The organism is Rhizobium sp. R339 (genome assembly GCF_002211395.1).
Lineage (GTDB): Bacteria > Pseudomonadota > Alphaproteobacteria > Rhizobiales > Rhizobiaceae > Rhizobium.
Window position 1 is genome coordinate 164,160 of sequence record NZ_LOKV01000001.1, and the last position, 25,747, is coordinate 189,906.

Here is a 25,747-nt window from a genome sequence, read left to right on the forward strand (position 1 = left end):
GACGGCCAACCTTAACCGCTGCGATAACCGGCCCGAAATCAGAATCTGGCTCGGCCGCCCTTTCGGTCGATCATCTGAAATTTCTTCCCATCGGTCTTCACGCTGACGCAATCGGTCGATTTGTCGGGAAACCGGACGCACACCTGGCCATTGCTGATCTTGTAGCCGTTCTTGCTGCCCTCACGATATTCGTAGCCGTTCTTGGCTTCTTTCAGCTCCGACGTGCCGGGCAGGTGTTGGCGAATTTCCGCTTCGCTTGCGGCTCGCATATTCGCCGTCTGGGCAACGGCCATTGCAGGCAGCACGAATGAAAGCAAACCGGCGAGGGCGGGCAGGCTACGCATTATGGACATCTCCTGTCAGGTCTGTCGGCGCATTCATTCTACGAGAATCCCCGCAGGGAATTCAACAGGGATGGCAGTCATGCCGCAATGGCCGGCGGATGATCTCGGCCCGCCGGCCATTGCGGCCGTCTGTTTTACGTTCTTCCGAATTCGTCGACGATGCGGATGATGTCATCCTCGCCGAGATAGGAGCCCGTCTGGACCTCGATGAGTTCGAGGACGATCTTGCCGGGATTGGCCAGGCGGTGGACTTCGCCGAGCGGAATATAGACGCTTTCGTTTTCGCGCAGCATCCGCACGGTCTCGCCGACCGTCACCTCCGCCGTTCCCTTGACGACGACCCAGTGTTCGGAGCGATGGTGATGCTTCTGCAGCGAAAGCTTCTTGCCCGGCGTGACGAAGATGCGCTTCACCTGGAAGCGGTCGCCGTTGAAGATCGAGGTGTAGCCGCCCCATGGACGATAGGACGTCGGATGGGTTTCGGTGAGTTTGGCCGTGGCGGAGGTGTTGGCCAGCATCTTCACCAATTGCCCGACATTCTGGCTGTCTTTGAGGGGGCCGACATAGACGGCGTCCTCGCTGGCGATGACGGCGACATCTTCCATCCCCTGGACGGCAAGGTGCACGCCATGCGTCATGACGAGCGAGTTGCGGGTATTGACAACGGTCGTATTGGCAGCGGCGACGTTGCCGTTGTCGTCGCGGGCGCCGGACTTCCAGACGGCATCCCAGCTTCCCATGTCCGACCACCTGAAGGGCGAGGGGACGACGGCCGCCTTGGCGGTCTTTTCCATGATCGCGTAGTCGATCGATATATCGGGACTCTTGGCGAAATGGTCGGCATCGAGGCGGGTGAAGTCGAGGTCGCGGCTTGCCTTGGAGACAGCCTTGCTTGCCGCCTTCAGCACGTCAGGCGCATATTCCTCCAGTTCGGCGATGAGCTCCGTCACCGGGAACATGAAGATGCCGGAGTTCCAATAGAAGCCGCCATCGGCGATCATCTGCTCGGCCTTTTCCAAAGCCGGCTTCTCAACGAAGCGGCTGACCTTGTGGGCGCCATTTCCGAGCGCCTCGCCGATCTCGATATAGCCGTAACCGGTCGCCGGCTCGGTCGGGTTGATGCCGAAGGTGACGAGCTTGCCGTCGGCGGCGGCATCGCGGGCGATGCGGATGCAATCGAAATAGCTGTCGTCGGCAAGGATCTCGTGATCCGAGGCGAGCATCTGGATGATGGTGTCCTTGCCGAAAAGCTCGCTGGCCAGCGTTGCGGCTGCCGCCACCGCTGCGGCGGTGTTGCGGGCGACCGGTTCGAGCAGCACGGCGGCGAGCGGGATGGCAAGCGCACGCGCCTGCTCGGCGACCAGGAAGCGGAATTCTTCGTTGGTAACGACGATCGGCGCTTCATAGAGCGCTGGATTGGACACACGTTCGAGGGTTGCCTGAAACAGCGTCTTGTCGCCGACGAACTGGATGAACTGCTTCGGGGCGGTGGCACGGGAAAGCGGCCAGAGCCGCGTGCCCTTGCCACCGGCCATGATCACGGGAACGATTTTCTGCGTCATAGGCGGTTTCCTTGAACTAGACGACTTTTTCGTCGCATGCTTACCGGGCATTTGCCCAGTCCCTTATTCGATTGAGCCCTGCATCCAAAAGGTGAAGAGCCGCGCCTTCGCTCTCGGCTTCCACATAGCAGCGCATTTCCGGCGCATTGCCGGAGGGGCGAAAATGGATGATCCTGCCATCCCCAAGTGTGACCCGAAGTCCATCGATATCGGATTTCGCCGCAACCGCGCCGATCGGCTGCAGGAAGGCGGAAAGATTTTCGTCCGAGGCGCGCAGATGCGCCATCAGCGCCGCACTGGTCTCCACCGGGAAATTCTCCAGACGGTCGGCCGCGGCAAAGGGCAGGCGGTAGGAGGCGGCAATGGCGGAAAGCGGCTGCCTGCGAATGGCGGCGAGCGACAGGATCGCCAGCATCGGGATGAAGCAATCGCGTGTCGGCAAGGCGCGCACGGTTTTGCCGTTGATGTCGAAGGGGGTTGCCGTCAGCAGCCCGCCATTTGCCTCGAAGCCCATGACGTGGTCCCGCCCGGCAGCAACGGCCCCTTCCATCCCCGATATGACGAAAGGCGAGCCGACGCGGGTGCGTGTGACGGCGAAAGAACCGGCGGCTTCGATGCCGGAATTGGAGGTAACGGGTGTCACCACGGTGCCGGCGCCCAGGAAACCGGCAGCCACCAGACCGAGAAGGTCGCCGCGCAGCGGTGTGCCCGTTTCGTCGGCGACCAGCGGGCGGTCGCCGTCGCCGTCGGTCGAGACGATCGCATCGAACTTGTGATCGGTCGCCCAGCGCTTCATCAGCGCGATCGTCTCGTCGGACACGGCTTCCGTATCGACGGGAATGAAGCTTTCCGAACGGCCGAGAGCGGTGACCTCGGCGCCGCAATGGGCGAGGACGTCGACAAGGAGATCGCGGGCGACGGTGCTGTGCTGGTAGACGCCGATCTTCAATCCCGACAGCGCGCCTGCCGGAAGCAGGGATGCATTGCGTTCGAAAAAGAGCTGGCGGCAGACCGCCTCACGATCTTCCGTTGCGCCCGGCGCCTCGACCACCGCTTCGCCGCTTGCGTCGATCTCAGCCGCCAGCGCGGTAATCGCTGCCTCGTCGGATTTATCGATCTCGCCGTCAGGGCGGTAGAATTTGATGCCGTTGCGATCGGCCGGGATATGCGAGCCTGTTATCATCAGGCACGCGGCCCCGCTTTCGAGGCCATAGAGAGCAAGGGCAGGCGTCGGCACATTGCCGCAGTCGAAGACCTGGAAGCCGAGCGCTGTCAGCGCGCCGGCACAATTCGAAGAGATGTCGGGGCTGGAATCACGAAAATCGCGGCCGAGCAGAACGACATCGCCGTTTTGCGCCTTGCCTGTCTGCAGCAGATATTTGCCGAACGCGGTGGCGTAAAGGGCGGAAGCGCGTCCCTTGAGATCGACTGAAAGTCCGCGAAGGCCGCTCGTGCCGAATTTCATATGAACACATGGCTCCGATTGTCACCATAAAGGTTCTACTCAGGCCGACTGTCGGCGTAAATACCGAAAGCGGGCATATAGTTAAGTACGGGCGAAACGTTCCGGGCGGGCTATGGCAAGTCTGCCCTGCCGGCAGGCATTGCGACATCAGGCTATTTTGCTAGAACCTTATGTCACTTGTTTTGTCATCTGCTGAAGGTTTCCTGATGAGCGATACATCCGTCAGTCTCGAAGAGAGCTGGAAGGCCGCGCTGGCCGGGGAGTTTTCCAGCCCCTACATGCAGCAGCTCAAATCCTTCCTCATCGCGCAGAAAGAGGTCGGCAAGCGGATTTTCCCCAGGGGCAGCGAATATTTCCGCGCCCTCGACCTGACCCCGGTCGCGAAGGTCAAGGTGGTGATTCTCGGCCAGGACCCCTATCACGGGCTCGGGCAGGCGCATGGCCTGTGTTTCAGCGTCCGGCCGGGCGTGCGCATACCGCCTTCGCTCGTCAATATTTACAAGGAGATGCAGGCGGATCTCGGCATATCGCCGGCGCGCCACGGCTTTCTCGAACATTGGGCAAGGCAGGGCGTGCTGCTGCTGAACAGCGTGCTGACCGTCGAGGAGGGTCAGGCGGCCGCCCATCAGGGCAAAGGGTGGGAGCGCTTCACCGACGCCGTCATCCGCAAGGTCAACGACGAATGCGAAGCCGTCGTCTTCATGCTCTGGGGTTCCTATGCCCAGCGCAAGGCCGCCTTTGTCGATACGGCGCGGCATCTGGTGCTCAAGGCGCCGCATCCCTCGCCGCTTTCGGCCCATAATGGCTTTTTCGGCTGCAAGCATTTTTCGAAGGCGAATGCCTTTCTGCAATCGCGCGGACGCGAGCCGATCGACTGGCAGTTGCCGGCCGATCCGCATGGTGCATGAAGTGAACGTAGTCTGATCTTCGTTCACTAAAAGAAGACAATGCGTTTTGGTCTGCGGCTCTATCCGCAGGGCCTCGGGGCGCGCATTTATGATCCATCGAAAGCCCGCGAGAGGCGGGCAAGAAAGGGGTCTCACATGCTCGATCAGATCAAGGGTCTACACCACGTCACGTCGATGGCGGAGGACGCCCGCACCAACAACCAATTTTTCACCCATGCGCTCGGCCTGCGCCGCGTTAAGAAGACCGTGAACTTTGATGCGCCTGATGTCTATCACCTCTACTATGGTGACGAGACCGGTGCGCCCGGCACGATCATGACCTATTTTCCGTTTCCGAAGATGGCGCAGGGCCGTCCGGGCACCGGCGAGGTCGGCACCACGGTGTTTTCCGTTCCGCAGGGCTCGCTCGGCTTCTGGAGCGACCGCTTTGCCACGCTCGGTCTCGGCGGCCTGAAGGCCGAGGAAAGCTTCGGCGAAAAGCGCCTGAACTTCTCCGGCCCGGATGGCGACGGCTTTGCGCTCGTCGAGGTCAAGGATGACGCCCGCCAGCCCTGGACGCATGGCGGCATCAGCGAGGACCATGCCATTCGTGGCTTCCACTCCGTCGCCCTGCGGTTGAGAGACGAAGGCGCGACAGCCGAACTGCTGAAGTTCATGGGTTATGAGGTGGCCGAGGAAAGGGATGGCGTCAAACGGCTGATCAAGCCCGATGGCAACGGCGCGCATCTCATCGATCTCGAAACGATGCCGAACATCGCCCGGGCGCTTCCCGGCGCCGGCTCCGTCCACCATGTCGCTTTCGCCGTCGAGAACCGCGAAAAGCAGCTCGAAGTGCGCAAGGCGCTGATGGATACGGGCTATCAGGTGACGCCGGTGATCGACCGCGATTATTTCTGGGCGATCTATTTCCGCACGCCGGGCGGTGTGCTGTTCGAGGTCGCGACGAATGAACCTGGCTTCAATCGCGACGAGGATACGGCGCATCTCGGCGAAGCGCTGAAGCTGCCGCAGCAGCACGCCCATCTTCGCAATCTGCTCGAGCAGCATCTGCAGCCGCTCGAAGGTTAAGGAGAAGGATATGACCGAAACAGTATATGTGCACCGGCTACACGCCGGTGCGCCCGATAATCCCATTCTGGTCGTTCTGCACGGCACCGGCGGCGATGAGAACCAGTTCTTCGACTTCGGCCAGCGCCTGCTGCCTGACGCGACGATCCTCTCGCCGCGCGGCGATGTTTCCGAATATGGCGCGGCGCGATTCTTCCGCCGGACCGGGGAGGGGGTCTACGATATGGCCGACCTTTCTCGCGCGACGGAAAAGATGGCAGCTTACGTCAAGGCGTTCGCGGAGGAGTATCACGCCTCCGCCATTCTCGGCCTCGGCTTTTCGAACGGCGCGAATATCCTTGCCAATGTGCTGATCGAGAAAGGCATTTTCGATGCCGCGGTTCTGATGCATCCGCTTATTCCGTTTCAGCCCGAGGCCCGGTCGACCCTTGCGGGAAGAAAGGTGCTGATAACGGCAGGGCAGCGGGATCCGATCGCGCCCGTACCGATGACCGAGGCGCTGTCTGAACATCTGAAAGACCGGGGGGCGGAGGTCAGGACGGTCTGGCATCCCGGCGGCCACGAGATCGCGCCGCTTGAAGTCGATGCCGTTCGCGATTTTCTCGGCGGCTATTGATGGCCGATCGGCTGTAAGCCGACTTGCGGGACCGGCTGGCGCCGGCCCCGCATCTTTACCGGAACGATGATCCCGTCGTCATGGACCGATAGAATGATTTTTTAATTGATATCCATCTTTTCCGAAAACCGATTCCGATTTTCGGGCCGATGGCTAGGGGCGGGGAGGATATTTGCCCCGGATTGCCTTCATGTAAAAATTCCCCGGAGATTCCGCCATCGTCAAACCAACGACGACTCCCTTGGGAACGCCTTCATATTCTCGTCTCTGACCATTTGTCAGATAGACCCGTAGATGCCGGCTGTCTTCGTCGTAGGTAATCGCCTCGATAAGTTTCGAATCAACCGCAGTTTCCACTTTGCACCCCGCGATTTTTGGATCTGAGATTACTGAGTCGAGAACGTCGTTCACGTTCGCAACGCGCCATCATCATGCGCCGCCGCAAGGGCGTCAAGCACGATAAGCTTAAACGTTCATTTTTTTCCAATCGCTCTCGCCATGGTTGATTTATACAGCTTTTTCGGAGACATCGATCTGTGGAAATCCGCTTGCCGGCAGTTCTCCAGTGCGGAGACCGAGTAGCAAGCACAGATGCTGATCGGGCGAACAGTATGGCTTAACGCCGGTTTAACCATCATATACCAAAATACAGCGCAATATTGACCGCGAATCCTTTCCGGAATGGTCGAAGACATGGGCCGTTTCTCGTAACAGCAGTGTCGCCGTCATTGGCGGGTTGCATGAGGACCTTGCACTTTCTGGCAGGAGCTACAAGGATGGACGATCATCGTTTGCCGTTGTGCCGACTCCGCCGTGCTCGGCGGCGACGGTCTGACGCAGGCGGTGCAGCAAGTGGCGAGGGACGACGTCGTTTTAAATGTGGAAGCAGTTCCGGTTCCCTCGACGAGGCCGCTATCAGGTCAACTTCTTTATGAACACTGACCACATGCCGAAATGAATCAGCAATGGACCGCACCCGAGCCTTATGTTCGGTCGGATCCCGTAAATGGGTTACATGTTTAACTATCTAGGGCCGTGGCGAGAACAGATACCGATACTGGCCGGTAACCGCAAAGGACGCGCTCGGCTGACATTTGCCGAGGGGGAATTCGCTGCGGTCTACGCAATGACCGATATTCACGGCTGCTACAACGAACTCGTCGAAGTGCATCGTCGCATCGAAGAGGATGCCGCGCGCATACCGGGACCAAAACTGATCGTCATGCTCGGCGATTATGTCGATCGGGGGCCGGATTCGAGCGCGGTGCTGGAGTTCCTGAGCAAGGGGCCGCCGGCGGGATTTCAGCGTTTGGTCCTTTGCGGCAATCATGATGCCGAACTGGCGAAGCTCTATCGCAAGCCGGCGCGCATCATCGAATGGCTCAATTTTGCCGGACCGGAGACGCTGCACTCATACGGCATCGATATCGAGCATCTGCTGCAGTCGTCGGCCGGAAACGAGGCAATCGCCCGCGTCATTCACAATATGATACCCGAACGGCATATTCAGTTTCTGGAATCGCTGCCGATCATGCTGCGGATGGGACGGGTCGTCTTCGTTCATGCCGGCGTCAAGCCGGGCATCGATCTCAAGAAGCAGAAGGACAGCGACCTCATGTGGATCCGCCAGCCCTTCCTGGATCTGGGGCCGCAGCTTCCTGTGCTGGTGATTCACGGGCATACGCCGGCGCGAACCCCGACATTCGGGCCACAGCGCATCGGTATCGACACCGCGGTGTCGGCAACGGGCCGCCTGACGGTGCTGACGATCAAGGGAACGCGTGTCGGCCTTCTTTGAACGAAGGTGACGAAATGCGAAGGCATTTCCGTTTCTCCGACCGCTCAAAAGCAAACGCCGCGGGTTATGCCCCGCGGCGTCAGAACGTTCAGATATGCCCAAGCCGATCAGGCGTCATGATAGAGATTGGTGCCGATACCGGCATAGGTAAAGCCGTGTTTGCGGATCTCGTCGCTGCGGTAGATATTGCGCAGATCGACGAGGATCGGAGAGCGCATCGACTGCTTCAGGCGGTTGAAATCGAGCGCCCGGAACTGGTTCCATTCGGTGACGATGACGATAGCATCGGCACCGGCGGCGGCTTCGTAAGGGCCGTTCGCATATTCGATGTTGTCGATGACCTTGCGGGCATTCTCCATGCCCTCAGGATCGTAGCCGACGACCTGGGCGCCGTTGTCCTGCAGGGTCTGGATGATGGCGATCGCTGGGCTGTCGCGCATGTCGTCGGTGTTCGGCTTGAAGGTCAGACCGAGGATGGCGATCTTCTTGCCGCGAATGTCCCCGCCGACGGCCGAAATGACCTTGCGGCCCATTGCGCGCTTGCGGTTGTCGTTGATCGAGATCGTCGTCTCGATGAGACGGACCGGTGCATCGTAATCCTGCGCCGTCTTGGCAAGGGCAAGCGTGTCCTTGGGGAAGCACGAACCGCCGTAACCCGGGCCGGCATGCAGGAACTTGGAGCCGATACGGCCGTCGAGACCGATGCCGCGCGAAACGTCCTGGACGTTGGCGTCGACCCTTTCGCAGAGATCGGCGATCTCGTTGATGAAGGTGATCTTCATCGCCAGGAAGGCGTTGGCGGCATATTTGATGAGCTCGGAGGTGCGGCGGCTCGTGAAGACAAGGGGAGCCTGGTTCAGATAGAGCGGGCGATAGACCTCGGTCATGGTTTCCCGTGCGCGGTCGTCATTCAGTCCGACGACGATACGGTCGGGACGCTTGAAATCCTCGATCGCAGCGCCTTCGCGCAGGAACTCGGGATTGGAGACGACGGCGACATCGGCCGAAGGATTGGTTTCCCGCACGATGCGCTCAACCTCGTCGCCGGTGCCGACCGGAACCGTCGACTTGGTGACGATGACGGTGAAGCCTTCGACATAGGTGGCAATCTCGCGTGCAGCCGCGTAGACATAGGACAGGTCCGCATGGCCGTCGCCGCGCCGGGACGGCGTGCCGACCGCGATGAAGACGACGTCGGCGCCACGCACGCTTTCGCCCACGTCCGTGGAAAAGGACAGCCGGCCAGTGCTGGTATTTTCGGCGACGAGTTGATCGAGACCCGGCTCGTAGATCGGAATGCGGCCTTCGCGAAGGGCTTCGATCTTACTCAGATCCTTATCCACGCAGATGACGTCGTGGCCGAAATCCGCAAAGCAAACGCCTGAAACGAGGCCGACATAGCCTGATCCAATCATCGTGATGCGCATATTTCCCTCAAATCATTAGAGTAGAACGTCATGCTGCGTCGCAGCATGACGCTCGTCATACTGAATCTGGGCCAAAAGACAATATCGAAGATCGCTTGATACCCATATCGGAAGTCGTAGTCGGGGTGCCACTGCTCGTTGCCGGCGGCCCCATCGACAGCCAAAACATAGATTTGTGTGCGCGATATGACAAGCCGAGCCGTTCATCAGAGCCGGCTCGGCTTCAATCCCGTGGAGGGTGGATCGGTCTCTACACTGCGGAAAGCGCGCTCGCGAATTTGCGGATCCGCTCGTCGCGCCTTTCGCCTGTGGTTATAACTTCGCTGTTACAGCCGGTACCAGACGTATGGGTCGGTTCCCGACTGAATCTTGTCCCAGCGCAGATCGGTATCGCGCCAGTTCTTGATGCTGCTTTGCCTGTTGTCGAGCACCAGGTCGCCCTTGTCGGTTCTGACCACAAGGACCGCATGGCCTTCACCGGAGGGTGTATAGGCCGTGGCGATGCGCAAAGCCCGCGATGACCAGCCCATTGCCATCAGCCGGCTGCGCTTGGTCAACGCGAAATCCTCGCAGTCGCCGCTGCGCACATTCACCTTCCAGACGTCGCCGTTCAATTCGCTGCGGGAGTCGTTCCGGCCGATTATCGTGCGGTTGACGCTGCTGTTCACATTCTTCAGCTGCAGCATGTCCTTGTCCGTCAGCGCGAGAACCTCAGAACCGTTATTGTCGCGGCATTCGGCCGGATTCTGGGCGCAGAACAGCACCTGGGCGAAGGGCGGAATGATCTTGCCTTTTTCAGAGATATAGCTGACCGCCGAATTGTTGTTCAGGCCGCGGGCAAGACCTGCTGGGCCGGCGGCCAATGCCGAGCTAACATTGCCTGCTGCGAAGGTGAGTGCCAGAAGTGTAACAAATGTTTTCTTCATGTCGTAATCCCCGTTCAGGACAACCGATTGAGATCAGGCTTGCCTTTTTTCCCAGTCAATGGCATGGCGATTGAGTGATCTGCCAAGTATTGGCCGTAGAACGTCTGTCCCGTTCTTGCTGCTTTGACAGGAGCATAGCCGGGGCTTGTCTCGATTGGTTTAAACCTTTCGCGACAATTTTATACGATGTGGAATTCTGTTACGATTTAGCACGCAAGCGCTTGATATGCAACTTATGTTAGTGCGTGTAGATTAAACGCTTTGGTTGCATGGCTTTGATTGCTGCCTGCCTTGGTAAACGAAATCGAATGTTATCCAGCTTCATCAACAGGCAGGTTTTACGAGAGGTCCTCCTCTTCGCCTTTGTCGGCCTCGTTATACTGACACTTATTCCTTTTGGCAGCGTCACGCCCTTTCCCTTCGCCTTCGCCGCGATCGCCATGTTTGGCCTCGCCATTGTTTCCGCGCTGATTTTCGGGGAGCCGAGGCAGAGCAGATGGGTTTTCAGCAGCGCCTTGCTTGTGCTGGTCGTGGTGACGGGCTGGACCTTCGTGCAGACCATCGACATGCGCTCCGATTGGCTGACAAACCCCGCCTGGCGTGCTGCGCGTGAGCTGGCAGGCGTGCAATATGCTGCGATCTCGGTCGAGCCGGCCGACACGCTCGCTTCGATGCTCTGGGTCGCGCTGCCCTTCGTCACCTTCCTGACCGGCCTTCTTCTGTGCGATACCGACCAGCGTGCGAGAAAAGTGTTGAGCGCGCTTGGGCTTTCGGCCGGTGCGATTGCGGTTTTCGGCCTGCTGCAGTTTTCGATGTTTCCCAAAATCCTGATCGTCATCGAAAAACACGCCTACCTCGACAGCCTGACGGCTGTCTTCGTCAACCGCAACACTGCCGCGACCTTCCTTGGGCTCGGCACGTTGCTCATGCTGACCCTGATCAGGGATATTACCCGCGCGCTTGCGAAGTATCCGCCGGACGAACCGGGCCGGAACATGCTGCTCGTGAGATCCTGGATTTACATTCTGCTCCTATGCGCATGCTTCACCGCCTTGATGCTGAGCCGCTCGCGCGCCGGGATCTTCGCGACATTCGTTGCCGCTCTCATCTATTTTCCTTGGCTTGTCATCCACTGGAACGGCTCGACGCGTCATCTGACGGCGGCGCCGAAATGGCGCTCGATGCTGAAGCTTTTCTCGGCGATCGCTTTCGTCGTCGTGTTGCTGGCAGTATTTGCAGGCCAGGCGATCCTGCGTGCAAAGGAACGGCGGCTCGAAGACGACCAGCGGTTCTGCATGCTGCCGGGCATATGGCGTGCCATTTCGGATCACTGGCTGACAGGCACGGGCCTTGGAACCTTCCGCACCGTCTTTCCCGCCTATCGCGATCCGGCCTGCGGAATTCTCGGGGTTTTCGATCGCGCGCACAATTTCTACCTCGAAGGATTTCTGGGCCTCGGGATCGTGTTTCCCATCGCGGCCCTTGCTGTCTTCGGGGTGCTTGCCGTGGTGTTCCGGCGCGGGCTCACCCAGAGGCGGCGCCTGCGGCATTATGTTCTTCTGGGCGTCGCGGCGACGGTTCTGGTCGCCCTCCATGCGGCGGTTGATTTCTCGCTGCAGATACCGGGTTTCGCCGTATTTTTCGCCGCCTTCCTCAGCGCAATCGTCGCCATAAGTCTGGGCCGCAGCCAGCCGGAGACGGATCGGCAATATGCGTGATTGCTAAGTAACAAAAAGCTAAATGAATGGTTTTTATGAAGGTTTTTCGAAAACGGTAATTGTTGCAGTGCCGCAGTGTTGACTCTCAAATGCAAGAGATTTTATAGCGGGGGGAGCCTTCAGATTATTGCCGACGCCAGAAGAGTCGGATTGGGGCCGTTTTCGTTTGCTGGGGGTCCGGACGTTGCCGGGCTGCCACAGTTAGAGAAATGTTAATCGGCTTTCAGTGATGATGGATCGGGGATTGTCTTGTATTTTGGCAGATTGCGGGGCAGTAGCTTCAAGGGCGTTAACACGGGATATTCTATGAGTTGTTTTCCTGTAGCTAGTACACGCGTCGCCATTGTTGTTGCGCTAACCACTATATTGGCAAGCTGCACGTCCTTGCCAAGATCCGGTCCTGATCACAAAGACGTTGATCGAGATGCAGCGGTAAAGGTCACCACAGAGAAGCGGCGTGTCGGCATTGACTACGCTCTCGTCGACCTCAGCAAGAACGTTCTGCCGCATTTTACCTCCGTCCAGCCGACGTCCTTCAAGGGGTTCGGCGGCGGTCGTGGCGGGGCGCCTGAAATTCCGCTTGGCTATGGCGACGTCGTCCAGGTTGCCATCTTCGAAGCTCAGTCCGGCGGGTTGTTCATTCCCTCGGATGCCGGAAGCCGGCCCGGCAATTACATTTCTCTGCCAGAGCAGACCATCGATAGAAACGGGACGATCACCATTCCCTACGCCGGTCGCGTTCCGGCCGCCGGTCGCCTGAAGGAGACCGTGGAGCAGGACGTCGAAGATCGGCTGGCAAGCCGCGCGATCGAGCCGCAGGTGGTTATTACGACGACGACCAACCGCTCCAGCCAGGTGGCCGTGCTCGGGGACGTCAACAATCCTCAGCGCATCACGATCAGCCCGGCCGGTGAGCGCATTCTCGATGTCATTTCCGCCGCCGGCGGTTTGACGACCAACAATATCGAAACGAATGTAACGCTGCAGCGTCGCGGCAAGACGGCAACCGTCGCCTACAACACGCTACTGAAGAATCCGGCGGAGAATATCTATGTCGCGCCGAATGATACGGTCTCGGTCGATCATGAGCGCCGTACCTATCTTGCGCTCGGCGCCGCAGGCGTCAGCGGCCGTTTCGATTTCGAAGAATCCGACCTGACCCTCGGCGAAGCCATCGCCAAGGCGGGCGGCCTGCGTGATGACCGCGCGGATCCGGCTCAGGTCCTGCTCTATCGCCTTGTCCCGAAGAAGACGCTTGCAGCCATGCATGTCGACACGACGAAGTTTGCAGGCGACACGATTCCGGTGATCATCCGCGCCAACCTTCGCGATCCTGCCACCTTGTTCGCCGCCCAGCAGTTCAAGATGGAAGACAAGGATATTATCTATATTTCCAATTCGGACTCTGTCGAACTGGTCAAGTTCCTTGACATCGTAAACTCGGTATCGTCCACTGTGTCAGGTGTAACGGATGACGCCAACGATACCCGTAATGCGATACAGGATCTTGGCAATTGAGTGAAATAGCCGGCGTTGGTCGCAAACGACCAACGCCGCGCGCTGTTTTCATTAGCGGTTTTGATGAAGGAAACCACTGATATGGCAAGGTTTGGTGTTTCTCGTAAGCTTGCATATGGCGGAATTGCTGTTGCGATGTTTGCCGGCATGAATTCAAGCGCCTTTGCGGCAGCTTGCCTGGGTCCCGCAAATCTTACTTCCGTCGATATCAGTGGATTTACGGCCAATCCTGCCGCTCTGCTCGATATGTCCGACCCGCTGGTTCTGTCATCGCGTGTCCGTGCACTGGTCGGAAGCAGCAATGATGCGCTGGCGCCGGTGATCGAGCAGGCCAAGAAGGCCGATGCCGCGCAGATGGCGGCGATCGGCTCCGGTCTCGGCCGGGCGGCAAACAGCTGCCAGGTGAGCGATCCGCAGTTCAAGCTGGCGATCGAAAAGGCGGTCGCCGAGGCGGCGAGCGCCGATCCGAATCTCGCGCCGCTGCTTGCCGCCTTTGCAAAGGTCCTCGCCGAAGGCGGGACCGCGGCGCTCGGCCCGGGTGCGAGTGCAGCCGCTGCCGCAGCCGGCATCGGCAATGATGGGTCGATCGGCCGGACAGGCCCCGGCTCTGACGACGGCACGCCGTTTGATGGCGCAGAGACCACTGCCGGAACGCTGAAGGTTTCGAACGCCGACTCGTCTTCGACCACCACGACTATCGTCAGTACGAATGGGGGAGGCCAGTCGTCCACTGACACGACGGAGTCGACGAGCCAGAGTGTCCCGGTCACACAATAGCTGGAATTGCCTGTAGATCTTGGCGCTTGACGCCTTTGTTGGAGATCGAAATTGCTATCGCCAGATAAACTTACGCCGCGTATCGACCCCTCCCGCGATACCGGAAACGATGCTGATTTCATCGATTTCGACAAGCTCATCGCAATTGCCCGCCGTCAGTGGCGGGTTGTCGCGGCTTGTGCTTTTGCCTTCGCCATACTTGGCGTGGTCTATGTGCTGACATCGGTGCCGGTCTATACCGCCGACACGAGTGTGCTGATCGATCGCAGCGACAATCAGGTGATCAACCAACTTGCGGCTTTCGGCCAGCTGGACGACGACGAGGGCACTGTCCTCAGTCAAGTGGAGTTGTTGAAGTCCGACACGATCGCCTATGCCGTCGTCGATAAGCTGAAGCTCGTCGACGATCCGGTGTTCAATGCGCAGCAGAATTCGCTGTTTTCGATCGCGACATTCAAATCTCTGCTGAATTTCAAATCGTGGTTTGCCGATGACGCCGTCGTCGCGCCCGATCCGGAAATGAAGCGGCGCAACGCTGCGCAAACCGTGGCGGGCAACATCGATGTCGAGCGCGTCGGACGTTCCTACGTCCTGGATGTCAGCTATACCTCGCAGTCACCCGATCTGGCCCGCGACATCGCGGCGGCCATTGCCGACGTTTACCTGGTCGATAAGCTCAATTCGAAATATGAGGCGACACGCCGGGCCGGTGAATGGCTGCAGCAGCGTATCGAGGAACTCCGTCAGCAGGCGCTGGACACCGACCTCGCCGTCCAGAAGTTCCGCAGCGAGCATGGACTTGTCGAGGCGGGATCCGGCACGCTGCTCAGCGAGCAGCAGCTTTCCGAACTGAACACCCAGCTGATCAAAGCCCAGGCCGACACGGCACAGGCCGAAGCGAAGTATGCGCGCATCAAGTCGATCATCGACGCCAAGCAGACCGACGCGATCGTCACCGACGTGCTCGACAGCTCGATTTCCAACGACCTTCGCAAGAAATATCTGGAAGCTTCGAAGCTCGAGACGGAGATCGAGGCGCGGCTTGGTCCCGACCACGTCCAGGCGGTTCGTCTTCGCGCTGAAATGGCGGAATATCGGCGGCTGATGTTCGATGAGCTGAACCGTATCGCCGAAAGCTATCAGAGCGAGCTGCAGGTCGCGAAATCCCGTGAAGTGTCCCTGCGGACGAGCGTCGATGAGGCGACGGGCATAGCCGCGAGTGCCGGTGAAACGCAGGTGCAGCTTCGCGAACTCGAGCGGACGCGTGATACCTATAAGAACCTCTATCAAAGCTTCCTGACGCGCTACCAGGAGGCAATTCAGCAGCAGAGCTTCCCGATCACCGCTGCGCGCATCATCACGAAGGCGGAGACCCCGACGAAACCCAGCGCTCCCAAGCGCAGCCTGGTCGTCGCCATCGCGATGTTCTTCGGATGTGCTTTCGGAAGCGGGATTGCTGCTTTCCGAGAATTCCGGGATCGGTTCTTCCGCACCGGCGATGATGTCAGAGAGGTACTCGATATCGAGTCTCTCGGTGTCATGCCGCTGGTCGAAAACAACGTGGATGATCCGACGCTGGTCGATCCGAATAATCCACGCAGCATCGCCAAGGGCGGTAAGACCACCGTCTATGTCGAGGAGCATCCGCTATCGGCATTCGCGGAATCGCTGCGAAGCGCTAAGATTGCCATCGATATCAGTGCGTCGGATCAGCGCTGCAAAGTCATCGGCGTCGTGTCGAGCCTGCCAGGCGAGGGCAAGTCGACGACTGCAATCAATTTCGCCAAGCTTCTGGCGATGCAGGGTGCGCGCTGCCTGCTCATCGACGGCGATATGCGAAATCCTGGCGCAACTCGGGCGATCGGTCGCCATGCGGAAGCCGGGCTGCTCGAAGCGATTGTCGATAACCGTCCGCTGAAGGACTTGATCCTCCTCGATCCCAAAACGAAGCTCGCGTTCCTGCCGGCGGTTGCGCGTTATCGTGTTCCGCATTCCTCCGAACTGCTCGCCTCGCATGGGATGGAGCAGCTTCTGGAAGTTGCGCGCCAGAACTTCGATTATGTTGTCGTCGATCTACCGCCTCTGGCTCCCGTGGTGGATGCGCGCGCCATCAACTCGAAGCTCGATGCGATGGTATTCGTCATCGAGTGGGGGAAGACGTCGCGTAAGGTGGTGCAATCGACCCTGTTGTCCGAACCGGAAATCTACACCAAGTGCGTCGGTGCGATTCTGACTAAGGTTGACCCGTCGCAGATGAAACTTTACCGGACGTTCGGCTCCAGCGAATATTACTATAAGCGCTATTCTCGGTACTATACCGAAAGCTGATGTTTCGCCGTCAGTCCTTCTCGGTCTCGAGAATCGCTTTTCTTACCGTTGCCGTCGTTTTTTCGATGCTGGCTGCCCGAGAGCTATACGCCTCGATAAGGGCGGCCAGCATCTCGATCATTGCGGAAAGAATTGAGCGCGGCCAAGTCGTATCGGATGATGTCGCAGCAAGATATGCCTCGCAGATCGCCGGTATGACCGGCGGAAACTATTGTCGATCCGACATTGTCGCAGCTGGTGCGACGCTCGTTTTGTCGCAGCTTGACCGGCAGAATGCCAATGTAAATTACGAGGCTTGGGCTGCTGCTGCTGCGGGAGCCCGCGATTATCTGCGCTATGCCGTTTCCTGCATGCCGACGAACAGCAATTTTTGGCTTCGCCTTGCAGCCATACAGTCGACGATTGCAGAGGAGTCACATTCGATAGCCGGTATGATGGAGCGGTCAGTTGCTCTCGCGCCCTACGACCAGTCGATGGTTCTGACGCGGTTCTATTTCTGGAACGAATTTACCGAGGCAACGCTTTCGGCTTCAAAACGCGTGCTGGATAGGGATCTCGTGACAATGCTGAAACTTGGAGATCGCTGCTTGGTCAATGCGGCCATGAAAGCGATCAGCCCGCAGCTTCGTCCGATTTTCGATCAAACCTGGACGAGCGTAGGTGTCGGCGCAACGGCACGGTTTCGACAGCGGTGCAGCAAGTGATCGCCAGAAGCTTCCATGAAAGCGATCTGGAGTAGTTAAGCCACGCACCAGGCCTTAGTGATTGCAAGGTTTTGGAAGGGTGAGCTGGAATTCCTCACGAAATCCCCGCTTATAAAAGTAGTGCCCGCCACGTGAGTGGCGGGCACTGTCCCTTGACGGGCTCTTGATGATCAGACCTCTGCGCCTGCGCCCGTGATGTTGAGCGTTAGAATGCCGGCATCCGTGTGGCCTTCGCCATCGGAGATCTTGTAGTATTCGACGGTTTCCTTGACCTGCTCGCCCGGAGCGAGGTCCGACGTCAGCTCGTAGGTGAACTCGCCATTCGCCTGGACGTGGAAGGTGCCGTAGGTGCCGGCGATGTCGGTCACGGCGCCATTGGCGCCCGCAACGGCCGTGCCGTCGAACTGACGGAGGAAGAGGTGACCGTTGTCGCCGGGGATGTCGTTGTCGAGAACGTTGCCGCCGATCGGGCTGCCTTCGGTGAAGCTGTAGGAATCGTCGACTGCGATCGGCTTGACTTGGGTGACGCCCTGGATGTTCAGGGTGAAGAGGCCGACGTCGGTGTGGCCAGCGCCGTCGGAGATCTTGTAAGAGACCTTCTCCTGGAGAATTTCGCCATTGGTGAAGCCCACCTTGGCAGCATCGCTCAGCACATAGGTGTAACTGCCGTCAGGCTTGACGAAGAACGTGCCGTAATCGCCCTGGATTTCGGTGATCTGGCTGTTGCCCTGCTTGGCTCCGACGCTCTGCTGGTCGAAGAAACGAAGGAACAGATTGCCGTCGGATGTGTCATTCGCAAGCAGATTTCCAGAAATTACATCAGTTTCCAGAAATGTTGCTGTATCGTCTGTTGCGTGAATAGCCATTGTTCTCTCTCCGTGAATTGTTATTCGCTGGTCAATACTGGCACAGGCGAGCTGGCCGATTAAGGATGTGTTAATACATGGAGTCAAGAACATAATTAACACGGAGTGAACATTTCTGGGTATGTATTGTAATAATCACGCACCCTAAATATGTATAGGATGGTCAAGCGCCTGAATATTATAGCGTTAGTAAAAATTGGTGGCGCAAGGGTTTAAGCAGAAAACGATATTTATTCGAATGAAACATTTTTTTATTTATGTGACATTTATGCGAATAGGACTGTTCTCTTTTGGGGTGAGCCGGATATCCATCTAACCACTTTGGGTTATTGAGGTCGGGCGAGCCCCCGCATAGAACCGTCCGTCGTGGACTGATATCCCCCAAACGATCGTCCCCCTCTCCGACGGTGATAAAAAATAGGGTAAACGCTTCCTCTTTCGGCAACCAGCGCTAGTAGAAGATCGAAAGATTCTCAGTTTAGTATGCGTGTTCTTCTTGAATTTTAATTGCTGCACCGCGAAATATGCCGCTTTCGTCGATTATTATGCTGACAACTGAAGAATTACGGCCAGATGCAATGCATTTTAGTGTTTCATTTTAGCAGGTAGAGAGAGGTCCGCGGTTAGAAGCTTTTCCATAACTCTGGGGAGCGCCGCATGACCGTCTACTATGTAAACTCAGCAATAGGTTCCAACTCCAACAGCGGAACCAGCGAGAGTTCACCTTTTGCGACATTCTCAGCTGTCGAATCCCTGAGGCTGAAGCCGGGCGACAGCGTTCTGCTTGCGGCCGGAAGCGTGTTCAACGAGCAATTCGACTTGAAATACTCCGGCACTGTCGCCGCTCCGATCACGATTGGCAGTTACGGAGTCGGCGAGGCGCCGGTTATTCACAGCAGCAATGACGGCATTCACGGATCAAAGGCCTCCAACATCGTTGTCGAGAATATCAAGATCGCTGATACCGGCGGTGCGGCGATTTATGCAGGGAACGTCTCGAATTGGACCGTGCGCAACGTCGAGGTGGAAAATACCGGTCTTGCCGGCAAGCCGGGTTCGGTCAACTTCCAGAGCAGCCAGAATATTACCATCGAGAACAGCAAGATCGTCGGCGTAAATGGTGACGGCATCTGGATGGAGAAAGTCAACGGCGTTACCATTGCCAACAATGTGGTCCTCAACAGCCAGGGTGCAGCGGCTGACGCCGTCCAATTGAACGACAGCAGCAACATCCTGATCAAGGACAACCACCTGGAGCAGACGGAGACCAACAGCGCGAAGGGGGTCCTGGTGCTGGTTCGGGCTGTAAATGCCCTGGTCGAGGACAACACCGTGGTCGGCGGCGGGTTCGGCATCGGTGCCAACGCAGGCACGAATATCGCCATCCACGACAATGACATCTCGGGATATGGCGGTTACAACTGGTCTTTCGGCATCGGCCTTGGAGACCAAGGCAATGCAACGAATTATGATATCAGCGGGAATTATATTCATGATGGCGCCTGGGGCGTCTCGATCAGCGCCGCGGGTTACCCAAACTATGTCCGTACGGATATCAACGTCCACAACAACGTCTTTGACGACCTGTCCTCGTCGGCTTTGAAGGTTGACAGGCCGGCAACAGGCTCCTTCTATGACAATATCATCGACAGCGATATACCGACGCTGACGATGCCTACGGCAATTGCCGTCCAGAACACTTTCTCGATAGGCGAGAACAAGACGCTCGAACAGGCGCAAGCCGAAATCGACGCTTCGACTGGTAGTGAGCCTACCCCTGTAACGCCGACCGAGCCTGTCGAAGTGCCGGCGCCCACGCCTGAAGTCCAGACACCGATCGTATCCGCTGGCGTCGTTCAAAAGATTCTCGCCGTCCATGACAGCCTGAAGATCTCGACCGACACGGGCGGCGCCTATCATGGCAATCTTCTCGACAATGACAGTGCGGCCAATGGAACGGTTCTGCTTCGCCGCTTCGGCGACAGTGCGGTGGAGAAGAACGGCCTAACGCTGACCGGGAAATACGGTGTCATCCACATCGAGAAGGATGGCGACTATACCTACACGGTCGATGAAGCGAAAATCGCCGGCCTCAGTGGCAAAGTCAGCGAGTCCTTCCAGTACAAGATCTCCGATGGCGCTTCGCACATCGATACGGATAGCCTGAGTGTGTTCATCAACGTGGATTCGTTCCATAGCAGCCAGGCTTCGCACCTGCTGGTGTGACGGCCCGTGCCACGCGGATGCCTTATTCTCGACGCTCCAAGACCGTGCAGCCGCCCGGTTGCGGAGGGGAAAAGTGGAGGGAGGATCTCGGGGCGAAATGTTCCGCCGATCACAGGCGGAAAACTATAGATTGAAACTATAGTTAACATCCCAGTAAATATCGAGTCTCTGCACGTGATGCGTTCATATGTCTGAGCCGTTGTTGGGCGCTTTTGCGATTTTCACTTGCTTGCGCTGGTCTGTTTAGCGTAGCGTTAAGCTTGAGCCCCCCTGAAATCGCTCGTTATAAATTTGTATTTTTGGTCACTTTTCAGTGGGATTCATATAATAAGCTATCGGCTGCAATCGGAAGTTCGGCGCCGGCGTCGGACTTCTAAAGCAGGTGTGTCAATGTTCGGGCCTGATGAACCCGTAGCTGCAATGTGTGCAGGCCTATTTGCTTGCGTGCGATGTGGTAGGAGAGGATTAATTGGTGTTTCAGAATTCAGCAGCTGATATCAGCGAGCCATCCAAAGCCTTGCGCAAATGCAAGGGGGGCCTTGTCTTCATCGGAATAGCAAGTGCGCTCGTCAACATCCTTTATCTCACAAGTTCATTTTTTATGCTTGAGGTATATGACCGGGTCATCCCGAGTAAAAGCATACCCACGCTTGCGGCCTTGGCTATACTTGCGTTAACTCTTTACACCTTTCAGGGGGCGTTCGAAGTTCTGCGCAGCAGGATGCTCGTTCGCGTGGCAGGTGCGCTCGACGAGATGATGAACGGGCGGGTGTTCCGGGCGTTGATCAAGGCGCCGATGAAGGTCAAGATCGGCGGGGACGGGCTTCAGCCGCTGCGCGACTTCGATCAGATCAGAACCTTCCTGTCCGGCATGGGCCCGACCGCGATGTTCGATCTGCCGTGGCTGCCTTTCTATATCGTGATCTGCTTCCTGTTCCATCCGGCGATCGGCTATATCGCGATCGGTGGCGCGCTCATACTCGCCATCCTGACCTTCCTGACCAACCAGGGAACGCGGACGCTTTCGAAAAAACAATCCGAAGCCGCCAATATGCGCAATGCCTTCGCGCAGACCTCGATCCGCAACTCGGAGGTCATTCACGCGATGGGCATGGCTGGCACCATGGGTGAAATCTGGAACCGCAAGAACGACGAATACCGGACCATCAACCGGCAGGCATCGGATGTCGGCAACGGCTATGCGACGCTCTCGAAGATCTTCCGTATCGCGCTGCAGTCCGCAACGCTGGCAACCGGCGCAATCCTGGTCATTCAAGGCCAAGCCTCCTCGGGCATCATCATCGCCGGTTCTATCCTGACGTCCCGCGCTCTGGCGCCTGTGGAAGCAGCGATCGGCAACTGGCGCGGCTTCGTCTCCGCCCAGCAGAGCTGGGCGCGGCTGTCGAACCTTCTGAAAACCATTCCGGAGGCTCCGGCTCCGCTGGCGCTTGCCGCCCCTTCCAAGCAGGTCACGGTTGAGGGGCTGGCGAGCGGACCGCCGGCCGGCCAGCGCCTGGTCATCTCCGATATCAGCTTCGGCCTGAGGGCAGGGAGCGCGCTCGGCGTAATCGGTTACAGCGCCTCGGGTAAATCGTCTTTGGCGCGGGCAATGATGGGCGTTTGGCCGACCGTCAGAGGTTCCATCCGTCTCGATGGCGCGGCACTCGATCAGTGGGATGGCGATGCGCTCGGCCGCCATATCGGTTATCTCCCGCAGGATGTGGAGCTTTTCTCCGGCACGGTCGCGCAGAATATCTGCCGCTTCGCCAAGGATATGTCGCCGGAGGCAGTCGTTGCCGCGGCGCGGGCGGCGCGGGTCCACGATCTCATTCTGCGTCTGCCGAACGGTTACGAAACCGAAATCGGCGAAGGCGGGGCAGCGCTTTCGGCTGGCCAGAGACAGCGCGTCGCACTTGCGAGAGCGCTTTACGGCGACCCCTTCCTCGTCGTTCTCGACGAACCGAACTCCAATCTCGATGAAGAAGGCGAACGGGCGCTGAGTGCGGCGATCATGAGCGTGCGTGCACGCGGTGGCATCGTCGTCGTCATCGCGCATCGCTCCGGCGTTCTGGCCGTCTGCGACTTCGTGCTGATGATGCAGGAAGGCCGGATGATCGCTTTCGGCCCGAAGGAAGAAGTGCTGGCGCGGGTCAGTCGGCCGGAACCGGCGCGTACGCCGATTGCCGACCGCGTCGCGCAGCTTAAGGTCGTCGTTGACGGCATGAACGCGGCCGAATAGGCCGGAGGGACTATCGTGAATAAGCTTGTCAGTGAATCGAAACGCTCCCTCAATCGCCATGTGGCGGTTGTCGGCGCCCTGTCCATTGCTCTCGTGTGCGGCATCGGCGGCTGGGCGGCAACGACAGAGCTTTCGAGCGCCGTCATCGGCGAAGGCGTGGTCGTCGTCGACGGCGACGTCAAGAAGGTCCAGCATCTGACCGGCGGTATCGTCTCGGAACTGCTCGTTGCCGAGAATGATCATGTGTCGGCCGGACAGGTTCTAATACGGCTCGATGGGACGAAGACGAAGGCGGAGCTTTCGATCGTCGAGAGCACGCTCGCCCAGCTCTATGCGCGCCGTGCGCGGCTGAAAGCGGAGCGGATCGGCGCCGAGTCTTTCCAGGTTCAGGAAAACATCAGCGATCTGACATCCAGCACCACCGCACGGGATCTGCTCGACGGCGAGACGAAACTGTTCGACAGCCGCAGATCGGCGCTGATCGGCATGAAGAGCCAGCTGGCATCACGCAAGGATCAGTTGGCCGAGCAGATCAAAGGCTTGGTCGTTCAGATCAACGCGACGAATGACTCGCTTGCCCTGATCGAGCAGGAACTTGAAGGCATCGACGTCCTCTACAAGAAGGGGCTGGTCACGCTGCAGCGTTTGAACACCCTGAAGCGAGCGCGCGCCGACCTGCAGGGCAATAGCGGCCAGGAAATCGCCGCAAAGGCGGAGGCCGAGGGCAAGGCGATCGAGATCGATCGCCAATCGATCCAGCTCGATGAGGATCGCCGTTCGGAGATCGCGAAAGACCTCACCGACGTCGAGGCGCAGATCGCCGAATATGAAGAGCGGCGCGGAACCGCGGTCGATCAGCTCCGCCGTCTCGATATTACCGCGCCGCTCAGCGGGCGCGTTCACGAGCTTGCAATTCACACGATCAACGGCGTCATCAATCCCGGTGAGACGCTGATGCTCGTCGTTCCCGAGAACGAGGATCTGACGGTCCAGGCGAAAGTCGCTACCCGCGACATCGACCAAATTCACGTCGGCCAATCCGTCGATGTGCGCTTCAGTGCCTTCGATCAGCGCACGACGCCCGATGTGCAAGGCGAGATCACGTCCATCGCGCCAGATATCGTCAAGGATGAGCGAACCGGCATCAGCTATTATCCTCTCCGGGTTAAGCCGAAGGCGGACAGCATTGCGAAGCTGAAGTCGATAAAGCTCTATCCTGGCATGCCGGCCGAAGTCTTCATCAAGATCGCCGACCGGACCGTGATTTCCTATCTCACGAAGCCGCTGACCGATCAGATGCAGCACGTGTTCCGCGAGGAATGACCTGCAGCCGTGTCGGGCCGCGTAAGCGAGCTAACGGCACGGCAGAGTGCGCGCGTTGATGAAGCGAGGTTCTTCTCGCATCGAAGAGGCGCGCGGCCACCTCCTGATATTGTCTCAAGCCTGCTGTAGGCCGGCTTGGTCGGGGATGAGCGGTACTTCCTTGCTGTTTGCGTGACGTATCGCCTCCGCCGGGATATGGTCTCTCCATGATAGGTTTGCGGTTCAGGCGTGCGGCGCCATCTGAGAGACGGCGGGTCCATGGACTGGTTCTGTTTTTGGCGTGCTTCATGGCGCTCTCGATGTCCAAAAACGCTTTTGCGGACAACCTTCCGCCATTGAAGATCGTTGCTTTCGGAACATCCTTGACGGCCCGCGGCGGCTGGCAGCCTGCTCTTCAGGCGGAGCTTGCAGCCTGCCTGCACAGGCCCGTGGAAGTCGATAGCGTGGCGAAAAGCGGCGAGACGACGCTTTGGGCTCTGACCCAGATCGATCGCGTCGCTGCCGAGCAGCCGGATATCGTTCTGATCGAGCTTTATGCCAACGACGCGACGCTGCATCGGTTCGTGTCGCTTGCGCAAAGCCGAAAAAATATCGGCGACATCCTCGACAAGCTTCGGCAACGCCTGCCGCAAGCGCGGATTATCGTGATGGCCATGAACCCGTTTTCAGGCATGCGCGGCCTGATCCGGCCCTTTGTCGGAAGCTATATCTTGGCGCATCAGGCGGAGGCGGAAAAACGCGGCCTGGAATTTGTCGACCACCGGCCGAACTGGGAGCGCCTGACGCCGGATGACCTGGATGTTGCTATTCCCGATGGCGCTCATCCCCTGCCTGGCATGGCTGCCAAAATCGTCGTGCCCGAACTGGTCGAAAAGATTGCCGGGCGCAATTGCGGAGAATGACATCTCTCTGCCTTGCCGGCAGCGTCTGCGGCGGCTTCCGGCTCAGACTTCGGCGAGATAGCCCTTGAGGTAGCTGACCAGCGAAGCCCTTCCAGCTTCCGACGGGTCCTCGTGGGAGGGACTGTCCAGGTCCTGGAGGAGGTAGTTTTTGAGATCCTCCTCGGTATGCGCGACATAAATGCCCGGCCGGCCTTCGAGCTGGCTGACCGTGGCAAGCTGATGATCGTTTCGATGCTCGCCGAGGGATGCCTGCCGGGGAATGAGAATGATCGGTTTGCCGAAGCGCTTTGCCGTGAGGACGGTTCCGATCCCCGCATGGGAGACGATAACAGTTGCGTCGCGAAAGACCTTATCGAAGTCTTGAGGCTCGATATTCTTGATCCATTTCATGTTCTGCGGCGTGTAAGTGCCCTTGCCGATCTGTGCCAGGACAGGTTTGGTCAAGTCCTTCGCGAAGCTATCGACAGCCTTGATGAGGCGATCGAAGGGCAGCTGCGTTCCGACGGTAACGAGGATCAAAGGACGGCTCCTGCGTAATGGGGGCCATCCGGCCGCGACAGATGTTGCCACTGCGTGAGCCACAGCGTGGCGATATGGCCGGCCAGTTTGCCCGAGAGGGAGAGCTTCTCGACATTGGCGACGCTATCGATCCAGATCGTTCGCTTGCCCGCGAGCTTGCCGGCCAGCAGGCAGAAAAGCCCGGGTGCGGCGCCGGTGGAGATGATGACGTCGGGCCGGTGTTTGATGACGATCGCGAAGGCGCTGAAAAAGCAGCGGATCGACATGGTGATCGAGTCGCGGCTGCAATCGGGAAGAACCAGTCCGTCCCGAATGTCGTATTTGGCAAGCAGTCCCGGGATGGTCGTTGCAAAGATGATATCGCAGCCTTCGAATGCGCCGCGCATGGCCATGAGCTGCTCCCAATGGCCGCCTCCCGAGGAGGCCGCGAGAACCTTCAATTTTTTCTCAGCCATGGACAGGCATCCCCCATGTTGGACCGACGATAAGAGCGTACGACCGTTCCACCGAAAC

General features: G+C 58.5%; 23 protein-coding genes. 13 read left to right on the top strand and 10 right to left on the bottom strand.

Going from position 1 to position 25,747, the window contains the following annotated elements:
* Positions 1 to 38 precede the first annotated feature (38 nt).
* From ATY76_RS00790 to ATY76_RS00800, 3 genes are all read right to left on the bottom strand, one after another.
* Positions 39 to 344, bottom strand: a complete 306-nt coding sequence (locus tag ATY76_RS00790) for a hypothetical protein (RefSeq protein WP_088672886.1) — start codon at positions 342 to 344, stop codon at positions 39 to 41.
* A 134-nt stretch (positions 345 to 478) separates the two neighbouring features.
* On the bottom strand, positions 479 to 1,906 hold the full coding sequence (locus tag ATY76_RS00795; protein ID WP_088672887.1) for a mannose-1-phosphate guanylyltransferase/mannose-6-phosphate isomerase: 1,428 nt from the start codon (positions 1,904 to 1,906) through the stop codon (positions 479 to 481).
* Positions 1,907 to 1,946: 40 nt separating this feature from the next.
* The gene (locus ATY76_RS00800; RefSeq protein ID WP_088672888.1) at positions 1,947 to 3,371 is read right to left on the bottom strand and encodes a phosphomannomutase; all 1,425 of its coding nucleotides are present in this window, start codon (positions 3,369 to 3,371) and stop codon (positions 1,947 to 1,949) included.
* Between the two features lie 206 nt (positions 3,372 to 3,577).
* Here ATY76_RS00800 and ung point away from each other — a divergent pair, with 206 nt between their 5' ends.
* The 3 genes from ung to ATY76_RS00815 all read left to right on the top strand — a co-directional run bounded on the left by ung (position 3,578) and on the right by ATY76_RS00815 (position 5,963).
* Positions 3,578 to 4,279, top strand: a complete 702-nt coding sequence (gene ung, locus ATY76_RS00805) for a uracil-DNA glycosylase (protein WP_088672889.1) — start codon at positions 3,578 to 3,580, stop codon at positions 4,277 to 4,279.
* Positions 4,280 to 4,414: 135 nt separating this feature from the next.
* On the top strand, positions 4,415 to 5,347 hold the full coding sequence (locus ATY76_RS00810) for a VOC family protein (RefSeq protein ID WP_088672890.1): 933 nt from the start codon (positions 4,415 to 4,417) through the stop codon (positions 5,345 to 5,347).
* Positions 5,348 to 5,357: 10 nt separating this feature from the next.
* Positions 5,358 to 5,963, top strand: a complete 606-nt coding sequence (locus ATY76_RS00815) for an alpha/beta hydrolase (protein WP_088672891.1) — start codon at positions 5,358 to 5,360, stop codon at positions 5,961 to 5,963.
* A gap of 153 nt (positions 5,964 to 6,116) precedes the next feature.
* Here the strand turns inward: ATY76_RS00815 and ATY76_RS00820 are convergent, their stop codons facing one another.
* A complete protein-coding gene (locus ATY76_RS00820) occupies positions 6,117 to 6,350 on the bottom strand; it encodes a KTSC domain-containing protein (RefSeq protein ID WP_088673718.1) in 234 nt (77 codons plus the stop codon).
* 86 nt (positions 6,351 to 6,436) lie between these two features.
* Positions 6,437 to 6,658: a hypothetical protein gene (locus tag ATY76_RS33550; protein WP_190233561.1), complete on the bottom strand. Its 222-nt coding sequence runs from the start codon at positions 6,656 to 6,658 to the stop codon at positions 6,437 to 6,439.
* A gap of 311 nt (positions 6,659 to 6,969) precedes the next feature.
* Between ATY76_RS33550 and ATY76_RS00830 the strand changes: the two genes are divergently transcribed.
* Positions 6,970 to 7,761, top strand: coding sequence for a metallophosphoesterase (locus ATY76_RS00830; RefSeq protein WP_088672892.1), 792 nt, complete (start codon positions 6,970 to 6,972; stop codon positions 7,759 to 7,761).
* A 107-nt stretch (positions 7,762 to 7,868) separates the two neighbouring features.
* Here the strand turns inward: ATY76_RS00830 and ATY76_RS00835 are convergent, their stop codons facing one another.
* Both ATY76_RS00835 and ATY76_RS00840 read right to left on the bottom strand, forming a co-directional pair.
* Positions 7,869 to 9,188: a UDP-glucose/GDP-mannose dehydrogenase family protein gene (locus tag ATY76_RS00835; RefSeq protein ID WP_088672893.1), complete on the bottom strand. Its 1,320-nt coding sequence runs from the start codon at positions 9,186 to 9,188 to the stop codon at positions 7,869 to 7,871.
* A 326-nt stretch (positions 9,189 to 9,514) separates the two neighbouring features.
* The gene (locus ATY76_RS00840) at positions 9,515 to 10,114 is read right to left on the bottom strand and encodes a transglutaminase-like cysteine peptidase (protein WP_088672894.1); all 600 of its coding nucleotides are present in this window, start codon (positions 10,112 to 10,114) and stop codon (positions 9,515 to 9,517) included.
* A 308-nt stretch (positions 10,115 to 10,422) separates the two neighbouring features.
* On the opposite strand from ATY76_RS00840, the gene ATY76_RS00845 reads away from it, so the two are divergent.
* From ATY76_RS00845 to ATY76_RS00865, 5 genes are all read left to right on the top strand, one after another.
* Entirely contained in the window at positions 10,423 to 11,832 is a 1,410-nt protein-coding gene (locus ATY76_RS00845; protein WP_088672895.1) for an O-antigen ligase family protein, read from the top strand.
* 306 nt (positions 11,833 to 12,138) lie between these two features.
* Positions 12,139 to 13,350: a polysaccharide biosynthesis/export family protein gene (locus ATY76_RS00850; protein WP_190233595.1), complete on the top strand. Its 1,212-nt coding sequence runs from the start codon at positions 12,139 to 12,141 to the stop codon at positions 13,348 to 13,350.
* Between the two features lie 81 nt (positions 13,351 to 13,431).
* On the top strand, positions 13,432 to 14,127 hold the full coding sequence (locus tag ATY76_RS00855) for a sugar transporter (RefSeq protein WP_088672897.1): 696 nt from the start codon (positions 13,432 to 13,434) through the stop codon (positions 14,125 to 14,127).
* A gap of 51 nt (positions 14,128 to 14,178) precedes the next feature.
* A complete protein-coding gene (locus ATY76_RS00860; protein WP_088672898.1) occupies positions 14,179 to 16,455 on the top strand; it encodes a polysaccharide biosynthesis tyrosine autokinase in 2,277 nt (758 codons plus the stop codon).
* Complete coding sequence (locus tag ATY76_RS00865) at positions 16,455 to 17,159, top strand: hypothetical protein (RefSeq protein WP_088672899.1); 705 nt, start codon at positions 16,455 to 16,457, stop codon at positions 17,157 to 17,159. The genes ATY76_RS00860 and ATY76_RS00865 overlap by 1 nt, the downstream gene beginning before the upstream one ends.
* 170 nt (positions 17,160 to 17,329) lie before the next feature.
* Here ATY76_RS00865 and ATY76_RS00870 read toward each other — a convergent pair whose 3' ends face one another.
* On the bottom strand, positions 17,330 to 18,043 hold the full coding sequence (locus tag ATY76_RS00870) for an Ig-like domain-containing protein (protein WP_280950920.1): 714 nt from the start codon (positions 18,041 to 18,043) through the stop codon (positions 17,330 to 17,332).
* Positions 18,044 to 18,682: 639 nt separating this feature from the next.
* On the opposite strand from ATY76_RS00870, the gene ATY76_RS00875 reads away from it, so the two are divergent.
* From ATY76_RS00875 to ATY76_RS00890, 4 genes are all read left to right on the top strand, one after another.
* Positions 18,683 to 20,251: a right-handed parallel beta-helix repeat-containing protein gene (locus ATY76_RS00875; RefSeq protein ID WP_088672901.1), complete on the top strand. Its 1,569-nt coding sequence runs from the start codon at positions 18,683 to 18,685 to the stop codon at positions 20,249 to 20,251.
* 472 nt (positions 20,252 to 20,723) lie between these two features.
* Positions 20,724 to 22,490 (top strand): type I secretion system permease/ATPase, encoded by a 1,767-nt coding sequence (locus ATY76_RS00880; protein ID WP_088673719.1) that lies wholly within the window; start codon positions 20,724 to 20,726, stop codon positions 22,488 to 22,490.
* 15 nt (positions 22,491 to 22,505) lie between these two features.
* Positions 22,506 to 23,813, top strand: a complete 1,308-nt coding sequence (locus tag ATY76_RS00885) for an HlyD family type I secretion periplasmic adaptor subunit (protein WP_088672902.1) — start codon at positions 22,506 to 22,508, stop codon at positions 23,811 to 23,813.
* Positions 23,814 to 24,019: 206 nt separating this feature from the next.
* On the top strand, positions 24,020 to 24,715 hold the full coding sequence (locus ATY76_RS00890) for an SGNH/GDSL hydrolase family protein (RefSeq protein ID WP_088672903.1): 696 nt from the start codon (positions 24,020 to 24,022) through the stop codon (positions 24,713 to 24,715).
* Between the two features lie 42 nt (positions 24,716 to 24,757).
* On the opposite strand, the gene ATY76_RS00895 is transcribed toward ATY76_RS00890, so the two are convergent.
* Together ATY76_RS00895 and ATY76_RS00900 are read right to left on the bottom strand one after the other, a co-directional pair.
* Positions 24,758 to 25,234, bottom strand: a complete 477-nt coding sequence (locus ATY76_RS00895; RefSeq protein ID WP_088672904.1) for a glycosyltransferase — start codon at positions 25,232 to 25,234, stop codon at positions 24,758 to 24,760.
* A complete protein-coding gene (locus ATY76_RS00900; protein ID WP_088672905.1) occupies positions 25,231 to 25,689 on the bottom strand; it encodes a glucuronosyltransferase in 459 nt (152 codons plus the stop codon). Before ATY76_RS00900 ends, ATY76_RS00895 begins: the two co-directional genes overlap by 4 nt.
* Between the last annotated feature and the right edge of the window lie 58 nt (positions 25,690 to 25,747).